This window comes from Ammoniphilus sp. YIM 78166, assembly GCF_004522215.1.
In the GTDB taxonomy this organism is placed as follows: Bacteria; Bacillota; Bacilli; order Aneurinibacillales; family RAOX-1; genus YIM-78166.
This window is the reverse complement of the sequence record NZ_SDLR01000008.1, coordinates 159,627-176,411: the sequence shown is the minus strand read 5'-3', so window position 1 is coordinate 176,411 and position 16,785 is coordinate 159,627. Positions and strand designations below refer to the sequence as shown.

Sequence of the window (16,785 nt, the reverse complement as noted above, 5' to 3'; positions counted from 1 at the left end):
ATTTTATTCAACATTTTTTGATAAAAGTGTCCTTTTACATTCTTAAACCCTACGTAAATAAAAAATTTCTATTGAAGTATTTTCAGGGTTGATGCGTTTAAGAAAAGTTCGTTCACTTTAATACTTTAGTGAACTTAAACTTTCTTAAACAGTAAAAGAAGGCACCCTATAAGGATGCCCGTTTACTAGTTAGGAAGAGAATTGTTCTTCTTCCGTTGACCCCTTCAACGCGGTCGTAGAAGAATTTCCTCCAGCGATCACTTGGGAGACTTCATCAAAATATCCTGTCCCTACTTCACGTTGATGCCTTGTCGCCGTATAGCCATGGACCTCGCTTGCAAACTCCGCTTGTTGAAGCTCTGAGTATGCGGCCATGCCGCGGTCTTTATACCCTCTAGCCAACTCAAACATGCCGTAGTTCAAGGAATGGAATCCAGCAAGCGTAACGAATTGGAATTTATAGCCCATTTTTCCAAGTTCTTTTTGGAAGTTAGCAATCGTTTTATCATCCAGCTTTTTCTTCCAGTTAAAGGATGGAGAGCAGTTGTATGCTAACAGCTTACCTGGATATTCCTTATGGATAGCCGCTGCAAACCTTCTGGCTTCCTCAAGGTTAGGCTCTGATGTTTCGCACCAAATCAAGTCTGCATAAGGAGCGTACGCTAATCCGCGGGCAATCGCCTGATCTAGACCTGCCTTAGTCCGGTAGAAGCCTTCTACCGTACGTTCACCCGTTATAAAAGCATGATCGTATGGATCTGCATCACTTGTTATCAGGTTCGCTGCATTTGCATCAGTTCTTGCGATAATCACGGTTGGCACACCCATTACGTCCGCCGCTAGACGTGCCGAAATCAAGTTCCTTACAGCCGCCTGGGTAGGGATTAAGACCTTTCCACCCATATGTCCACACTTTTTCTCAGAGGCTAATTGATCTTCAAAATGAACGCCGGCAGCTCCTGCTTCTATCATCCCTTTCATTAATTCAAAGACATTAAGTGGCCCACCGAAGCCAGCCTCCGCATCTGCTACTATAGGAGCAAACCAGTAAGTATCCCCTTTGCCTTCCGAATGCTGAATTTGATCAGCTCGTTGCAATGCTTGATTTATCCTTTTTACGACCTGCGGCACACTATTGGCTGGATATAAACTTTGATCGGGATACATGTGTCCTGCTAGATTGGCATCGGCTGCCACTTGCCAACCACTGAGGTAGATGGCCTTTAATCCCGCTTTTACCTGTTGGACCGCTTGATTCCCCGTTAATGCTCCTAAAGCATTAATATAATTTTCTTTATGCATAAGCTCCCAAAGACGCTCCGCTCCCAATCGGGCCAAGGTATGCTCTATTTGAACTGATCCCCTTAAACGCACAACGTCCTCCGCTGAATATCCTCTTTCAATCCCCTTCCAGCGATCCGCTTTCCAGCTTTCCTCGACTTGTAGGATTTCTTCTCTCCTTGTCATATCCATCGTTCCTCCCTTATGAATGTTCTCTTTTTCCATGGGTTAGGTTATTTATGCTAACTAATGTATGCAAGGATGACTATTGTGTAACAGATTAGATTAAATTAATTGTATTATAACAGATGCCTGATTTATTAACAACCATTTTTTTACAGACGACTGTATTAGGTGCCTAATTGTTTTTGAATAAATGCACGGACTGATTCCGGGCTTTTTAAAACCGCACGCTCCCTCTCTTCGTCCTTTTGAACCTTTTGCTCTGCCTTAAGGGTAATAGTTCCTACCTGATCTTTAGGGATGACCACTACTCCGTCCGCATCTGCTACGATCACATCTCCTGGGTGAACGGTAGCTCCACCACATGAAATGGGCACCTGCAGAGCCCCTGCTCCACCTTTCCCGCTTGCTGCGAGTGTAGTTCCCTTACAGAAAATCGGGAAATTTAATTGTTTAATCCCCATGCTATCGCGGACCACGCCATCAATCACCATTCCGGCTAATCCCATTGTCTGTGCCATCCCCACTACAAAGTCCCCGCACACAGCATGTTGCGCATGCCCTTTTACGTCAATCACCAAAACATCCCCTACTTCAGCATCTTTGATCGCCTTCTGGATAAGAAGGTTATCTGCAGCTCTAAGCTGTACGGTAAAAGCTTTACCCACCAGCCGCTGTTCTGGGCTTAGTGGCTTAATGCCAACCTCCATGTTATTGCTGCCATCCATAGCATCTGAGATACTCGTGGCTGGTAAGGAAGCGAGTCTTTCTAGCCAATTTTTCACTGTCTATCCCCCTAACTCTGTAATAATACAGTTGGTATTATGTAACTAAAGATTATAACAGAATCCTGAAATCGTCAACCTGTAAAGCTATATACACGTTTTCAGAAAAATATTCATGCATTCAAAAAAGGACTCTCCATTTTTGGAGAGTCCTTCAACGGTTTTTTTATTTCTTTCTCCTAATCAGACGACTTAAGCCTTCTGAATAGGTCTCTGCATGGCCGTAAGCTTGTTCGGCCAATGAATAAGCGAGTTCATAATCCCCGCTGCGAAACGCTTGCTCCGCTTCCATCAACATTTCATTTACCTCTCGCAATGAACTTCTATAACGATTCGTCAGTTGAATTTTCTCTTCAGCCATCTTGCTAAACCTAAATACGTTTTCCGCAAAGTCAACAAGCTGTGAAGTAGATTCTTCGGCTGCTCGAACCAGGTTATTCACGCGCTGAAGTTCAAGAGGGACTTCGTTTAATGACATTTCGATCTCGAATAAGGATTTTTTACCTTCCTCGATCATTTCTTCTAAACGGCTAGGAATTCCAGGCAGATTGGCTCTTCGAATTTGCTGCTCTACTCTAACGATCTCTCCATGCAGGTTGATCACAATATCCTTCGCTTCAAATTCTCCCTTGCGAAGCTCTTCTAACTCTTCATAGGCTTGCTCTCTTAAGTTGATTAATTCTTCCATCTCTTCTTGAACAGCAGCCAACGAGTCCGCAGCTTGGATTAATTCTAAGTCATTGCCTCCGTCCAGTTGTCTTACCATAAACAACTGGTCTGCTGAATCTTTGCAAACCTTTTGCAGTTCCACATAATAGTTAAAGATGGCACCTTCTTGAACACGATATCTAAGGGATAGCTCCTCTAATTCATCTTTAAGTTGCTTGCGTTCCTGATCTAGCGTTTCCAAGATTGGCGGGATCTCTGTGATTAAATGCTCAATCATGCCCTTTTTCGTTACGATCTCTTCCATCAGATCATAAACCGAATCGATCTGGGACTTCACTTCATCTACCTTAGCTGACAGCCCCTCAATCCTGCCTTCGTCTAACATATTCTGAAGAGTAGTAAGCTCACTCTCCAGCTCGGTCAGATGGTCTTCAAAGTGTTCTTGGGGGATGACATAGCCATGCTCCAGCATCTCTTTGATTCCATCTCGCAGTTGATTAAGCTCACGGTCTAGTGCCACAGCCACCTCTTGCTTCAGCTTCGGAAAGCGATCTACGTCGCTTAGGCTATCAAGAAGGATCTGTTTTTTCTCTTTTAGCTGGTTAAGGAAAACGGGTGCGTCTCCTTCAATTTCCTGAGGCATGGCTTGAATCCAATTTTCAATTTGTTCGTGCTTGGTGCGAAGCTCATAAAAGGTCAATCCATAATGCAAGCGAGCTTCGTCTAGCTTTCGCTCTACTAAGGTACAGGTTTTCTTAATCTCTTCTACCAGTCTGGAGCATTCTTCTTCCGCTATCTTGTTTTGGAATAGTTTACTTTGAACTTGACCAATCTCGTGGTCAATATGGGCTAATAAATCCTTTGTCTGTTGAATATGGTAAGCTGCCTTCCTAAACCGAAATCGCTCAGACATAGACTCTGCTTCAAGCAAGCTAAACTCCGCCGCAGGTAGGGAATCTTTGCGAATTCGTTCGGCCAAATTAAATCCTGGAGACTTAGCCTTGCCTTTTACCGGGTCCACTTTTAAGTTTTTTACCTTTTCTTCAATGGTATCCATCCAGACTTCGATTTCGTCCATTTCCGTGTTTAACTTCTTTCGTTGCCAATAAGCGTATGCTCCGAACGATACTAAAACGGCTATGATTAATAATACCGTAATCATCCAGGAAGACCCTTCTGTTTCTCCTTCCTCAGGAGAAGCTGAAGGTGTAGAACCATTCTGGATCGTATCACTAAATTGCTGTACAACGGTGGAGAGACCCGTCATATAGGATTTTTGCTTGGCATAAGGCGCCCAAAAATGATCAATGGTGTTAGCAACACCCTCTTCCGTCAATCCTTTTGACGTGAAGAAAGCACCAGCATGGGCTGCTAACTCTTCTTTCTGCTTATTAAATACAAGCAGCATCTCATCATTGGCCATACCATAGGTTTGAAAAAGCTGTTCTGCATACTCAGATGTGGAAAGCTCTTCAGTAGCCGGAATGATTACAATCTTATATTTCTCGGGCAACTTTACAACAATATCACCCAGTTGTTTGACCTGGGATGGATCCATTACGCTTTCATGGTCCTGGACCACTGCGTCTGTTTTTTCCGGGAAGGTCTCAGCACCTGCAATACTCGTAAGAATAACCATACTTGTATATAGTAATATCAAGGATTTTCGTATTATTGAAACCATGGGGGTGATTCTCCTTAATCAAATGAATTCAGATCTTTGATTAATTCTTCTCAAACAAAAAAAGTTCCTGCTTGACCAGAAACTTTTTTCAACATATTTCATCATTTTTTAATTGAATCAGCCAAATTTTCGACAAATGACTAACGTATTTTTGGCGATAGTTGTCGTCAAGGGGTTCAACATAGAAAACTTCTCGAATAATTTGGGGGTTGAAGTAAGGAAAAAATATACTGCTCATCATGTGGATAAGTTGCATGTCGACATCTACATCTCCTCTGAAAAAACCGCTATCGATGCCCCGCTCTAGATAATGGGCAAAGTATGACTTCAATCTTGTTATATAAGTGCTCATCACTTCCCGTACAAGCATGGAATCTACGCTTAACTCCCGTTGAATGATTCTTGAAACCTCGAGGTTTCTACATTGGTATTGGATTACGATATCTACCGCTTCCATGAGTTCCGAAAAAACGACGTCCTCTACTGCCTGTCCACCTTTACGAGACTCTAATTCCTTAAAAAGCCTCTCAAAATAATCGATCATAATCCACTCTAAGATCCCTTGCTTATTCTTAAAGTGATAACTGATTAATGCAGCGTTTACCTTCGCAACTTCTGATATCTCTCTTATTGACGTACCACCAAACCCCTGGATGGAAAAAAGCTCAACCGCTGCACGGACAATATGTACTTTCGTACGATTAGCTGTTTTGCTCACGATGAAAATCCCCCTTATATAGTAGTCCGATTTATCCTCTAATTTGGAATAACGGATGCGGGACGTCCTTTTCTCTATATTTTATCACTCTATCAATCGCGATGTGAACGATCCATCCTAATAGTGACCAAAGGACTAGATCCATAAACAAGAAGGTAAAAAGGGCTACAACCAGGGCAATGGAATAGGAATGGAGCAAAGAGACGACTACACGATGAACCCATTCGTAGGCTTTATTCCTGAGCCATGAAACCGGAAGTAGGTGTATCAGCTTAGGCATAGCTAGAAAAAACAGAAATCCCGTCCAAGTTGTACCGTAAATCAAAAACACATAAAAGGCAACCACCATTATGAAAGCGTTTTCCAACCGATATAGAACCCTTTCCATTTTTTTCACCTCCTTCCCTATATTGTATTCGATTTTACCGCCGAGAGTACATAGAAATTTTAACTTTTTTTCTATATTTTACAATAAAACTAATACTTTAAATGATTCAGTTAATTTGTTATTCTAAAATTAAATAAACTTGCCACAGGGGAGAAACATGAAAAAAACAACGTCGCTGATTTTTCTCACCACACTTTCCTTCATTCTCCCGCTATATCTATCATCCAGCCTTTGTTTCATCAGCAATCTATTTGATTATGAGCTTGACGAGGTTCAGCCCTTGAAGGTCATGACTTATAACATTAGAGGTGCACGTTCCTTCGATGGTCAGGTGGACCTAAGTACGGTCATCAGCCAAATTAGATCCATGGACCCAGATATCATCGCTCTCCAAGAAATTGATTACCGCTTGCCTCGAACTCACTTTCAGAATCAAGCCAAGCAGTTGGGTGTTCAGTTAGAAATGAATTATGTCTTCATTCCTAATATCAACTTCGTTATCGGCTCTTATGGAAGCGCTATCCTCAGTAAGTTTCCAATCACTGAATATGAATACACCGCCCTCCCCAGTCGTTTAGAAAAGAGAGGAGTGCTGCGGGCTCAGATTCGCAGGGGTACACAGAGCATTGATGTGTACGCTACGCATTTAGGCTTAAACTACCACGAAAGGACAGAGCAAATTAACACCCTCACTACGATGATGTCTAAAACAACCGGTCCTAAGATTCTTTTGGGTGATTTTAATGCGAAGCCAATGGAGACCTCCATGGAATTTATCCGCAGTCAATATATAGATCCTGTATTTGAGCAACAACTTCAAGTTACCACTTATAGACACCACGATAAAGATGTACAGATTGATTACATCTTTCATTCACCTAACTTCATATTTGAGAACGTATTTTCGGAAGCCTCCCTTATTTCCGATCACCATCCTCTGATGTACTCGTTAATTTTACACAGCCCAATGGAATAAGCCACCCAGACGGGTGGCTTATGAAGTAACCGCAACTCGAAATTGATTTCGCCCACTTCGCTTAGCCTCATATAAGGCGATATCCGCTGAATAGAATAAAGACTCAACGGTTTCCTCCTGCAGATCTTCACGCCAAGCGGCAACCCCAAGAGAAACCGTCACGCGCGGCTCTGTTTGCTGCTCAATCCTCGACCTTACACGCTCGGATACCTCCAGAGCTGTTTCCAAGGTTTGACCTGGGAGGTAGACGGCCAGTTCTTCTCCGCCCCACCTCGCTGCAATATCAGACTTTCTTACACTGTTCATAAGAATATCGGCCACTTGAATCAAGATCTCATCCCCAACCTGATGACCATAGGTATCATTGACCTTCTTAAAATGGTCAATATCTATCAAGATTAACGCCCCTTGTTTATCCTGCTTTACCGATATAGATACGCGGTCATTTAGAAACTTTCGATTATGCAGCTTCGTTAGATTGTCCGTTATCACCATCCGCTCCACTTCTTTATGAAGAGAAGCGTTTTTTATGGCTAAGTTTACATGTTGAGTTAATATTTCCAGCAATTTGAAGTCGTCAAAAGAAAAAGCGCTAGCCCTACTATCCGTCACTAGAATCGCTCCTTCAACATCTAATCCACTCACCAAAGGAACTCCCATTAGGGAGCGGTATGAACTAAGTAATGCTTCCCCCAGAACAGCATCTGAGACTATGAGACCCTCTCTTGATTGGGTCATGCGGGCTAACTCTCCTACATTTTTTACGGACCTTCCGATATGTTCTGGATGGCTGGAAGCAAGGACTACGAATCGTTCTTCTTTAGGCAAATAATGAAGGATTACGCAATACTCGGCTTCATAGGTTTCCAATAGTTTATCTAGTACATACTTCAGTATCTCATCAAGGTTAAGCGTTTTGGTTAGTTGCTTGGCCATGCCATTAATTAATAATAACTCCTGGATTAGTTTTTGGGATTGTTGATATAACTGAGCATTCTCAAAGGCATTGCCAGCTGTATCCGCGAGTATAGTAATCAATTCGATATCCTTAGAAGTAATTTGAACTTGCTGGTCAGCGTACATTTCCAACACGCCATAAATTCCCTGTTTGCCTCGCAGCGGTGCAGCTAACCGAACCACATGCCCATCTGACGGCTGTTCATTTTGGACCATCATGACGTTGCCTTCCATGAAGGCGCGCAAGCTAATTTCTTCCGTCCCCATATCAAAGTTAAAGGTCCGAAAAGACAACGTGGTGCTCGAGTCGTGGGAGAGCCACAAGTCCGTCTGCATAGAGGGAAACAGGCCATTGATGTTACTAACGATAGAATGAAGAACCTCATCAACATCAATAGAAGAATGTATCTTTTTGGTGATCTCAAACAGGATCTCATGACTTCGAGTTAGCTCGATTCTCTCTTCAATAGCTACCATAAGCCCTAACAAATACTCATGCAGACATTCCTGAGAAAATCTACCTACCACTTTAAGCCCCAGATAATAGGAGGTACCCTCGACATCACCAAAATAATGGATGAGGGAAGTAACGAGGTTATCGTCAACTTGAGTTACCTCATACCACGGATTCCTCTTATCAAGTGACATTTCTGCATTCTGCTGCACTTCATAAGACAGGCTCATCTCCTGATGGCGAACGAGTTGGCCTGCTTCGTCACACAAGAAAATAAACCCGCTTGTAGAGAGGAATCGCTGAGGAGACATTTTTGCCGCTATTGTATTAAACGCTTCAATAAGTACTGCTTTTCTTGAAAAAGAAAGTGGATGACTCTCTTCCATAGACACGAGCTAGTCCCTCATTTCCAGCTTCCTTATTCCAGGTGGGAAGCATCATTGACTGTATGGACACTCCAGTTCCCCTTCTGGTAAGTTAAATGATTATAGGATGTATTGTTAAGTTTGGTTTTCCCTGTTCCATGCTCACCCTTAGTCATTAAGGCAAGTAGAGCATTAATTAACCCGCCGTGACTAATGACCGCAATATGCGAGGAAGGGTAAAGGCTACTCAGTTCCTCAAGCTTTCTTAGAGCTCTGTCCTGCATGTCTTCTAATTTCTCGATACCATAGTGTCCCCCAAGCTTTTGACCGGGTTCATAAAAAGGGAATTTTTGTTTGATCTCTTCGTAGCTTAATCCTTCCCATTCCCCGTAGTTTCGTTCACGGAACTGCTCAAATTGAAGAAAAGGAATATGGGAGTGGTACGAGCTGATTTGTTTGGCTGTTTGCATGGCGCGTTTCAGGTCACTCGAACAAACTAACTTAAGAGGCAGTTTCGACAATCTTTGTGCAATTAACTCCGCTTGCCGAAGTCCTTGCTGGTTGAGTGGAATGTCGGTATGACCTTGAAGTTTCTCTAGACGATTCCAATCGGTTTCACCGTGTCGGATTAAGTAAAAGTGATTAGCCACAATAAAAACCCCTTAATTCTGATTCTTGTGATCATTATATGCTATTCGTGGCTCCTTTTCATTACCTTTTAACGACGTAGAGCATTTTACTTGACATTAAACCTAAAGCAGTTATAATGTTGTTTATGTGTTTTATTTTAGGGTAGCAATGATTTTAGGTAAAAACGGTAATCTACCCTCTTTAGTTTATTCCCATAGGGACCGCGGCTGGTCTGCCTTATGGAGCACACTGCGGAAACGCTACCGTCCGAATTGGGTGCAGGTTAAGAATAAACTAGCTTACCGGAAGCAAACACCTGATAATCTATAATAAAGGAGATATGAATAATGGCACGTTATACAGGACCGCGTCACAAACTTTCTCGCCGTCTAGGCATTTCCTTAGATGGTACTGGAAAAGATCTTAAGCGCAACTACCCACCAGGACAACATGGACAAACTCGTCGCAAACTTAGCGAATATGGTGTTCAATTACAAGAAAAGCAAAAGCTTCGTCATATGTATGGCATGAACGAAAAGCCTTTCCGCAAGTTGTTCACTCAAGCAACGAAGTTACAAGGTGTTGCTGGTGCTAACTTCATGAGACTATTGGAATCCCGTTTGGACAACCTAGTTTACCGTTTAGGTCTAGCTGCTTCTCGTCCAGCTGCTCGTCAATTAGTCGTTCATGGACACGTTACAGTAAACGGAAAGAAAGTAAACGTTCCTTCTTACCGTGTACAACCAGGTGATGTGATTGGTCTTCGCGAGAAGAGCCAAAACCTTGAGATCGTGAAAGATGCTTTAGCAGCTCGCACTCATCTTCCAGGTTACCTAAGCTTCAATGACAACACTCTAGAAGGTACTTATGTACGTCTTCCTGAGCGCGATGAGCTAACTTCCGAAATTAACGAAACGCTTATCGTCGAGTTCTACTCTCGTTAATAAGAAAGGCAGTCTCCCTAGGTCAGTACCTCTGACTTGTGGGCGACTAGCCTTTTTTTGTTTTTCACTATGATGGCCTGGTTAAAATGGACCAGAGCTTATTCGGTTAATTCTCTTTAACCGAATAAAACTCCGACTATATCGTCCATGGGCGTTATGAAAGTACAACTTTAGCAAACTTCCTCTTCCCGACTTGTACAATCATATCGTTTTCTACTTGAATCTGAGCTTGCACGTCCTCCATTTTTTCTTCGTTAATTTTGACTCCACCTTGTTGGATCATTCGGCGCGCTTCACCGGAAGAAGGCGTTAAACCGAGCTCTACTAATAGCTTGGCAATCCAAATTTGGCCATTCTCTAAGCTTTCCTGAGACAGCTTCACTTCAGGGATATCTGTAGGAAGAGCCCGCTGTTGAAATACTCGCTTAAAGTGTTCTTCAGCCTCCTCTGCTGCGGCCGTTCCATGGAACATCAGGACAAATCGCTTGGCCAGGTTCATTTTGGCATCGCGAGGATGTACACTGCCATCTTCTAACCCCGCTCGAAGAGCTTGTAGATCTTCATTGGAGATATCTGTAACTAATTCATAATACTTTAACATCAGCTCATCCGGCACGGACATGGTTTTCCCATAAATCTCATTGGGAGCCTCTCCAATCCCAATGTAATTACCCAAGCTCTTACTCATCTTTTGAACGCCATCTAATCCCTCAAGGATAGGCATCATGATCGCAATCTGCTGTTCTTTTCCATACTCCTTCTGTAATTGGCGACCCATTAGAAGGTTAAATTTCTGATCCGTTCCCCCAAGCTCGATATCACTTTCTAACGCAACGGAGTCATAGCCCTGCATTAAGGGATAGAAAAATTCATGGATACTAATCGGTTGATTGGTTTGGTAGCGTTTGGAAAAGTCATCCCTCTCGAGCATCCGTGCTACGGTAACATTTGCGGCTAAGCGGACCACGGCTTCAAAATTCATTGTGGACAGCCAAGAGCTATTGTAGAACACCTTCAGCTCAGAAACATCCATGACTTTGCCGAATTGCTCCACATACGTTTGAGCGTTCCGCTTAACATCCTCTTCTGTAAGCTGTTTTCTTGTTTCTGACTTCCCTGTCGGGTCTCCGATCCGACCTGTAAAATCACCGATTAACAGTTGAATCGTATGACCAAGCTCTTGAAACTGACGAAGCTTATGAAGGACTACCGTATGCCCAACGTGCAGGTCAGGGGCTGTAGGATCAAGACCAAGCTTGATTTTGAGCGGTTTACCTGTGGACACTGACTTTTCGAGCTTTTTTACCAATTCATCCTGCGGAACGATTTCAGCAATTCCTCTTTGGATCAGCGATAACTGCCGTTGAACCTCTTTTTTCTGCTCTTCCGTTAAAGTAACCTTGTTTGCCTCTGTTGACATGAAAGCACTCACCTTTCCTCTAGAAATACAAAAAAACACCTCATCCACTTAGGGACGAGATGTTTGCTCGCGGTACCACCCTAATTGAAGAATCGTATGGATTCTTCCACTCTTCAGTCGTGGGTAACTCCAGGGTGTAATTCTCTTCTATTCCTGGGACGGCTTGCACCTTACACCGACTCTCTGCAACCATAAAATAGAAAATACTAAGTCCTCTCACTGTTACCGTATAAAAGATCATATTAATATGATTACCATAAAACAAAAGGAAATGCAACGCAAATTCACCTTATTTTGCAAGATTGTGGTATAATAGAAGGTATGGGGCAACATCTAGGGAGGAATTTATGACCATGCAGAATCAATCCAAGGACAAGCCTACCAAAGGCCGACGTGTCTGGCGAATCCTCTGGGGAATTACACAATTAACCACATTACTTATTTTGATGGGTGTGCTTTTTGCTGGAGGTGCTGCAGCAGGCTATGTGGCATCCCTTGTAAAAGACGATCCTGTCCGTTCTTATGAGACCATAAGTGACGATGTATTCTCAAATCACCTTACGGGGTTTGCGTACTTCCGTGATAAAGCCTTGATCGGACAACTGCGAGCAGAGGAAGACCGCCGTTTAGTAAAGAAAGAAGAAGTGTCTCCCCATTTAATTAATGCCATCATAGCTACAGAAGACAGACATTTCTATGAGCATCGCGGCGTTGATCTTAAAGCTATTACCCGGGCCACCCTACAGGATATTATGGGAAGCCCCGTCCAGACCGGAGGCAGTACTCTTACCCAGCAGTTGATTAAACAAACGATTTTATCGCCTGAAGTCAGCCACAAGCGCAAGGCAAAAGAAATTTTCCTAGCTCTGCGTATTGAGCGGATGTTCTCTAAGGATCAGATCCTTGAAGCCTATATGAATGAGATGTACTTTGGCTATAGCGCAAATAAATCCAACATCTATGGGGTTCAAGCAGCAGCGAAGGGGATTTTTGGAATTGACGTAAAAGAGCTAAACATTCCACAATCTGCTTATATCGCAGGAATGCTCCAAGCTCCCTCCCGCTATGTACCTTTTGAAGAATACAATCCAGGGGGACTGGAGGCAGGGAAAAAAAGGCAGAAGATTGTCTTAGGCCGCATGCTAGAGAATGGCTACATAACCCAGCAACAATACGATGAAGCCCTTGCCTACGATATTCAAGCTAACCTTGCGGAAAAGAAAGCACGGGCCTATAGTCAGTATCCTTTTCTCATGATGGAAATTGAAGATCGTGCGGCGAAGGTCCTTGTGGACCGCGATATCGCGAAAGATCCTGCATTAAACCGAGACGACATGACTCGTCAAGAATATCGTCAGCTCATTGATCAAAAACGTACGGAAATCCTTCGAGGCGGTTACCACATCTATACCACCATTGATAAAGATATTATTGAAATGATGGATAGTATTGCTAAGAACCCTGAGTTCTTCGGTCCGAACAGAACCTACAAGGCTCGATTTGGATCTGAGTATAAAGAGGTTAAAGATGCACTCGAGGAAGTAGGGGCAACCTTACTTGATAATAAGACTGGTGCCATTTTAGGGTTTGCAGGTGGACGCAACTTTGAGGTTTCACAGGTCAACCATACGATGCGGCCTAGACAGCCAGGATCAGCTATGAAGCCCATTGCAGCCTATGCACCCGCATTTGAACTAGGATTATTGCAACCTGGCTCTGCCATTGATGATGCTCCCATTGCATTAGAGAATGGCGTTGGCAATCCGCCCCATTACCCAGCAAACTGGAATAACAGGTTCCAAGGGTTAATTACAGTCCGGGAAGCCTTAAAATGGTCCTACAATATCCCAGCTATCAAAGCCTACCTGAATGTAGGTATACCTGAGTCCCTCGACTTCGTGGAAAAGATGGGAGTAACAACCCTTGTAACACCAAAGGATAACGCTAGAGTGAATGACTTCCAAGCTAAGACTGGTGTGATTGGTGGTCTCACTCAAGGTCTGACCGTTGAAGAAATTACGAATGCCTACTCCGTTTTTCCCAATCAAGGTTCATTTTTAGATGCCTATCTAATCGAAAAAATTGAGAATTCGGATGGGGAAACGATTTTTGAACATGTGAAAACACCACAGATGGTTTTCTCTGAGCAAACAGCCTACTTATCAACAGATATGATGCGTACAGTGGTAAAAAGCGGTACTGGCGCTGCCCTGCAACGATTAGTCAAAGGCAACCGAGATTTTGCCGGAAAAACCGGAACCACAAACGATGACATCGATTCCTGGTTTGTTGGGTATACCCCCGAAGTAACTCTAGGGGTTTGGATTGGTTATGACATCCCTTACCCACTTCCAAAATCTAAAACGGCGAGATCAACGGAAATCTGGGCCAGGATGATGAATGGATTGTTTGAACTTTATCCTGAGCGCTATCCAACAGATTCGAAGTTTGTCCAGCCTGAAGGAATTGTGAGCAGAGCGGTTTGCAGTATATCAGGGAAGCTTCCGACAGACCTATGCCACGAAGCGGGAACGGTTGTCACGGAGTTATTTAACCAAAAGTTTGTGCCAACAGAAACCTGTGATGTTCATATTAAGGGAAAGGTCATTCCTTACAACGGAGATTTCTACTTAGCTAAAGCGGGAACTCCAGAGGATATGGTTCTAAACCGAATCGGCCTCAAGGCACCTGAGCCTGTACAGCTGCCGACTAATCCTGAAAAGTATAAGATGTCGTTTAAGACACTTGACTGGGATAAGAGACTCCCAAATAGGGAAGATCCGCGTGTGGATGACGGTAATGTTCCATCACCACCTCAGGGTGTCGCTGTTCAGTCTGGCAGAATAACATGGAATACTAACCCTGAAGCAGATATCGTAGGATATAGAATCTACCGCTCTACGCTAGGAACCTCATTCGAGAAGATCGGAGTGGTCCACCAGCCTAATGACAAAGCGATGAACCTAAGTCAACAAGGTGTATTCTATGTAACTGCAGTTGATGTATCAGGCAAAGAATCAAGTCCTTCACAAGCTGTAACCTATGGCAGCATTCTTCCTATTGATGAGGGACCTAAAGACGGTGATTTTTCACCTCCGGATACCCGAACGCCATTGGATGATATTGTTCCTTTAGATCCTTTACAGCAAGTACCTGATATGACATCTCCTCCTGTACCAAGAGGATAAGGGTAACATGATTTGAAGAAGAAGCCTTGCTTTAGTTTAGCAAGGCTTTTTTTGTTTGCATTAGAACTACTATGGAGATAATGGAAACAAATCCAATCTAACGAGGAGAACTCATGGAACAAGAAAAACCGAGAGTGTCGGCTGCTTTTTATAAAGGGTTATTCAATGGCATTATCCTAAGCTTACCCATTTGGATCATCATTTTCTGGGCAATATCAAGAGGATAACAAATACGAGCTGGCAAATACCAGCTCGTATTGAACGTTCATTAGTCTTCCATTGTAGATAAGTCACCAGTAGGAAGCCCTAGCTCCCATGCTTTTAACACACGGCGCATGATCTTACCAGAACGAGTCTTAGGCAGCTTATCCTTCACTTCGATCTCACGAGGTGCTGCATGGGCAGCCAATCCTGTTTTAACAAAGTTACGGATATCTTCCAATAGCTCGTCGGAAGGCTCATAACCTGCTCTTAATGCAATAAACGCCTTAATAATTTCCCCACGAATTGCGTCTGGCTTGCCGATGACGCCTGCTTCTGCTACTGCTGGATGCTCTACAAGCTTGCTCTCTACTTCAAATGGACCTACCCGCTCTCCTGCAGTCATGATTACATCGTCTACACGACCTTGGAACCAGAAGTACCCATCTTCATCCATATAAGCTGAATCTCCAGATACATACCATCCACTTAGTTTGAAATATTCCTCATACTTCGTAGGGTTATTCCAGATTTTTCTCATCATGGATGGCCAGGAAACTTTAATCGCAAGGTTCCCCATACGGTTAGGAGGCAATACATTGCCTTCATCATCCACGATTGCAGCTCCTACACCTGGAATTGGCTTACCCATGGAACCAGGCTTAATTGCCATAGAAGGATAGTTACAAATAATCTGAGCACCTGTTTCGGTCATCCACCAAGTATCGTGAATGCGCTTATTAAACACTCTCATTCCCCAATGTACGACCTCAGGGTTAAGAGGCTCTCCTACACTGAGAACATGGCGCAGCGTAGAAAGATCATAATCCTTAACCAACTCATCTCCAGCACCCATAAGCATGCGGAATGCAGTAGGTGCACTATACCAAACCGTTACGCTATATTTCTCAATGGTGGAGTACCAATCTTGTGGACTGAAGCGACCGCCTCGTACAACATTGGACGCACCATTGAGCCATGGTCCGAAGATGCCATAGGAAGTACCTGTTACCCAGCCTGGATCTGCAGTGCACCAATAGATATCTTCTTCTTGAAGGTCAAGCACCCATTTTGCTGTCTGATAGTGTTGAATCATGGCGTTATGCACATGAAGAACACCCTTTGGTTTGCCTGTTGAACCTGATGTATAATGTAGGATTAATCCGTCTTCACGGTCAACCCACTCAATTTCTAATTTGTTGCTAGCTGCCTCCATGGCTGCTTCGTAGCTTACTTGTCCTTCTTGAAGCTCTCCCTCGGAACCTACTAGGATAACATGCTTCAGTGCAGGAAGTTCAGCAACAGGAACTCTCTTCAATAATTCTGGAGTTGTAATGATCGCCACAGCTTCGCTATCAGCTAAACGGTCTCTAACTGCTGCTTCCATAAACGCTTCGAAAAGTGGTCCAACAATGGCACCTACTTTAATTGCGCCTAATACGCTAAAGTATAATTCAGGGGAACGAGGCATGAATACAAACACACGGTCTCCCTTGGCAACGCCTAAATTTCTTAAAACGTTTCCAAATTTATTAGAATTCTTTTTCATTTCAAGGAAAGTATATTTTTCATCGCGTTTCGCATCGCTATAGTATAAGGCCACCTTGTTCTTTCTAGCTGTTTCACAGTGTCTGTCAATAGCCTCGTATGCCAAATTCACTTTACCCGTCTCATACCAGGTAAACTCTTTTTCAACTTCTTTCCAATCGAAGTTGCTGTAGGACTCTTCATAGCTTACTAGATTGTTTTTTCCCTCAACAGCCTGTAATGTTATCGCTTGCATTTTGTTTCAACTCCCCACTACATTTTTTATTTTTGTCTAATTATGTCATTTATCTTTGCTGTCTTATCCCCTATTATATCATAATATTTAATTTTCTCAATTTTAATCTTAAACTTTTTTTATTTTATATTTGTGTCAATTTTCGCAAAGTATTCTTTT

Annotated in this window: 12 protein-coding genes and 1 other annotated feature; of the genes, 3 read left to right on the top strand and 9 right to left on the bottom strand. The window is 43.1% G+C overall.

Going from position 1 to position 16,785, the window contains the following annotated elements:
• Positions 1-189: 189 nt before the first annotated feature.
• The 5 genes from aceA to EIZ58_RS28000 form a co-directional block, all read right to left on the bottom strand.
• Complete coding sequence (gene aceA, locus EIZ58_RS28020; RefSeq protein WP_205672375.1) at positions 190-1,473, bottom strand: isocitrate lyase; 1,284 nt, start codon at positions 1,471-1,473, stop codon at positions 190-192.
• A 158-nt stretch (positions 1,474-1,631) separates the two neighbouring features.
• Positions 1,632-2,249 carry an RraA family protein gene (locus tag EIZ58_RS28015; protein WP_134704282.1) on the bottom strand — a complete coding sequence of 206 codons (618 nt, stop codon included), beginning with the start codon at positions 2,247-2,249 and terminating at the stop codon, positions 1,632-1,634.
• A gap of 166 nt (positions 2,250-2,415) precedes the next feature.
• Complete coding sequence (locus tag EIZ58_RS28010) at positions 2,416-4,578, bottom strand: septation ring formation regulator EzrA (protein WP_167578014.1); 2,163 nt, start codon at positions 4,576-4,578, stop codon at positions 2,416-2,418.
• Between the two features lie 112 nt (positions 4,579-4,690).
• A complete protein-coding gene (refZ, locus tag EIZ58_RS28005) occupies positions 4,691-5,320 on the bottom strand; it encodes a forespore capture DNA-binding protein RefZ (RefSeq protein WP_167578013.1) in 630 nt (209 codons plus the stop codon).
• A 31-nt stretch (positions 5,321-5,351) separates the two neighbouring features.
• Positions 5,352-5,708: a DUF4260 family protein gene (locus EIZ58_RS28000; protein ID WP_134704279.1), complete on the bottom strand. Its 357-nt coding sequence runs from the start codon at positions 5,706-5,708 to the stop codon at positions 5,352-5,354.
• A gap of 157 nt (positions 5,709-5,865) precedes the next feature.
• On the opposite strand from EIZ58_RS28000, the gene EIZ58_RS27995 reads away from it, so the two are divergent.
• A complete protein-coding gene (locus EIZ58_RS27995) occupies positions 5,866-6,684 on the top strand; it encodes an endonuclease/exonuclease/phosphatase family protein (protein WP_134704278.1) in 819 nt (272 codons plus the stop codon).
• Positions 6,685-6,702: 18 nt separating this feature from the next.
• On the opposite strand, the gene EIZ58_RS27990 is transcribed toward EIZ58_RS27995, so the two are convergent.
• Together EIZ58_RS27990 and EIZ58_RS27985 are read right to left on the bottom strand one after the other, a co-directional pair.
• Positions 6,703-8,481 carry a sensor domain-containing diguanylate cyclase gene (locus tag EIZ58_RS27990; protein WP_240689441.1) on the bottom strand — a complete coding sequence of 593 codons (1,779 nt, stop codon included), beginning with the start codon at positions 8,479-8,481 and terminating at the stop codon, positions 6,703-6,705.
• Between the two features lie 32 nt (positions 8,482-8,513).
• Positions 8,514-9,110, bottom strand: coding sequence for a histidine phosphatase family protein (locus EIZ58_RS27985; RefSeq protein ID WP_167578012.1), 597 nt, complete (start codon positions 9,108-9,110; stop codon positions 8,514-8,516).
• A 327-nt stretch (positions 9,111-9,437) separates the two neighbouring features.
• Between EIZ58_RS27985 and rpsD the strand changes: the two genes are divergently transcribed.
• Positions 9,438-10,034: a 30S ribosomal protein S4 gene (rpsD, locus tag EIZ58_RS27980; protein ID WP_134704275.1), complete on the top strand. Its 597-nt coding sequence runs from the start codon at positions 9,438-9,440 to the stop codon at positions 10,032-10,034.
• Positions 10,035-10,188: 154 nt separating this feature from the next.
• Here rpsD and tyrS read toward each other — a convergent pair whose 3' ends face one another.
• Positions 10,189-11,454 (bottom strand): tyrosine--tRNA ligase, encoded by a 1,266-nt coding sequence (gene tyrS, locus EIZ58_RS27975; RefSeq protein ID WP_134704274.1) that lies wholly within the window; start codon positions 11,452-11,454, stop codon positions 10,189-10,191.
• Between the two features lie 47 nt (positions 11,455-11,501).
• Positions 11,502-11,683 (bottom strand) — a binding site (T-box leader).
• A gap of 118 nt (positions 11,684-11,801) precedes the next feature.
• On the opposite strand from tyrS, the gene EIZ58_RS27970 reads away from it, so the two are divergent.
• Positions 11,802-14,642 carry a transglycosylase domain-containing protein gene (locus EIZ58_RS27970; RefSeq protein ID WP_134704273.1) on the top strand — a complete coding sequence of 947 codons (2,841 nt, stop codon included), beginning with the start codon at positions 11,802-11,804 and terminating at the stop codon, positions 14,640-14,642.
• A 268-nt stretch (positions 14,643-14,910) separates the two neighbouring features.
• Here EIZ58_RS27970 and acsA read toward each other — a convergent pair whose 3' ends face one another.
• Entirely contained in the window at positions 14,911-16,626 is a 1,716-nt protein-coding gene (gene acsA / locus EIZ58_RS27965) for an acetate--CoA ligase (RefSeq protein ID WP_134704272.1), read from the bottom strand.
• Between the last annotated feature and the right edge of the window lie 159 nt (positions 16,627-16,785).

Excerpts from the sequence above, each read along its gene's own strand:
- aceA (WP_205672375.1), bottom strand. The coding sequence starts at position 1,473 with ATGGATATGACAAGGAGAGAAGAAATCCTACAAGTCGAGGAAAGCTGG.
- EIZ58_RS28000 (WP_134704279.1), bottom strand. The coding sequence starts at position 5,708 with ATGGAAAGGGTTCTATATCGGTTGGAAAACGCTTTCATAATGGTGGTT.
- EIZ58_RS27995 (WP_134704278.1), top strand. The coding sequence starts at position 5,866 with ATGAAAAAAACAACGTCGCTGATTTTTCTCACCACACTTTCCTTCATT.
- EIZ58_RS27990 (WP_240689441.1), bottom strand. The coding sequence starts at position 8,481 with ATGGAAGAGAGTCATCCACTTTCTTTTTCAAGAAAAGCAGTACTTATT.
- rpsD (WP_134704275.1), top strand. The coding sequence starts at position 9,438 with ATGGCACGTTATACAGGACCGCGTCACAAACTTTCTCGCCGTCTAGGC.
- tyrS (WP_134704274.1), bottom strand. The coding sequence starts at position 11,454 with ATGTCAACAGAGGCAAACAAGGTTACTTTAACGGAAGAGCAGAAAAAA.
- EIZ58_RS27970 (WP_134704273.1), top strand. The coding sequence starts at position 11,802 with ATGACCATGCAGAATCAATCCAAGGACAAGCCTACCAAAGGCCGACGT.
- acsA (WP_134704272.1), bottom strand. The coding sequence starts at position 16,626 with ATGCAAGCGATAACATTACAGGCTGTTGAGGGAAAAAACAATCTAGTA.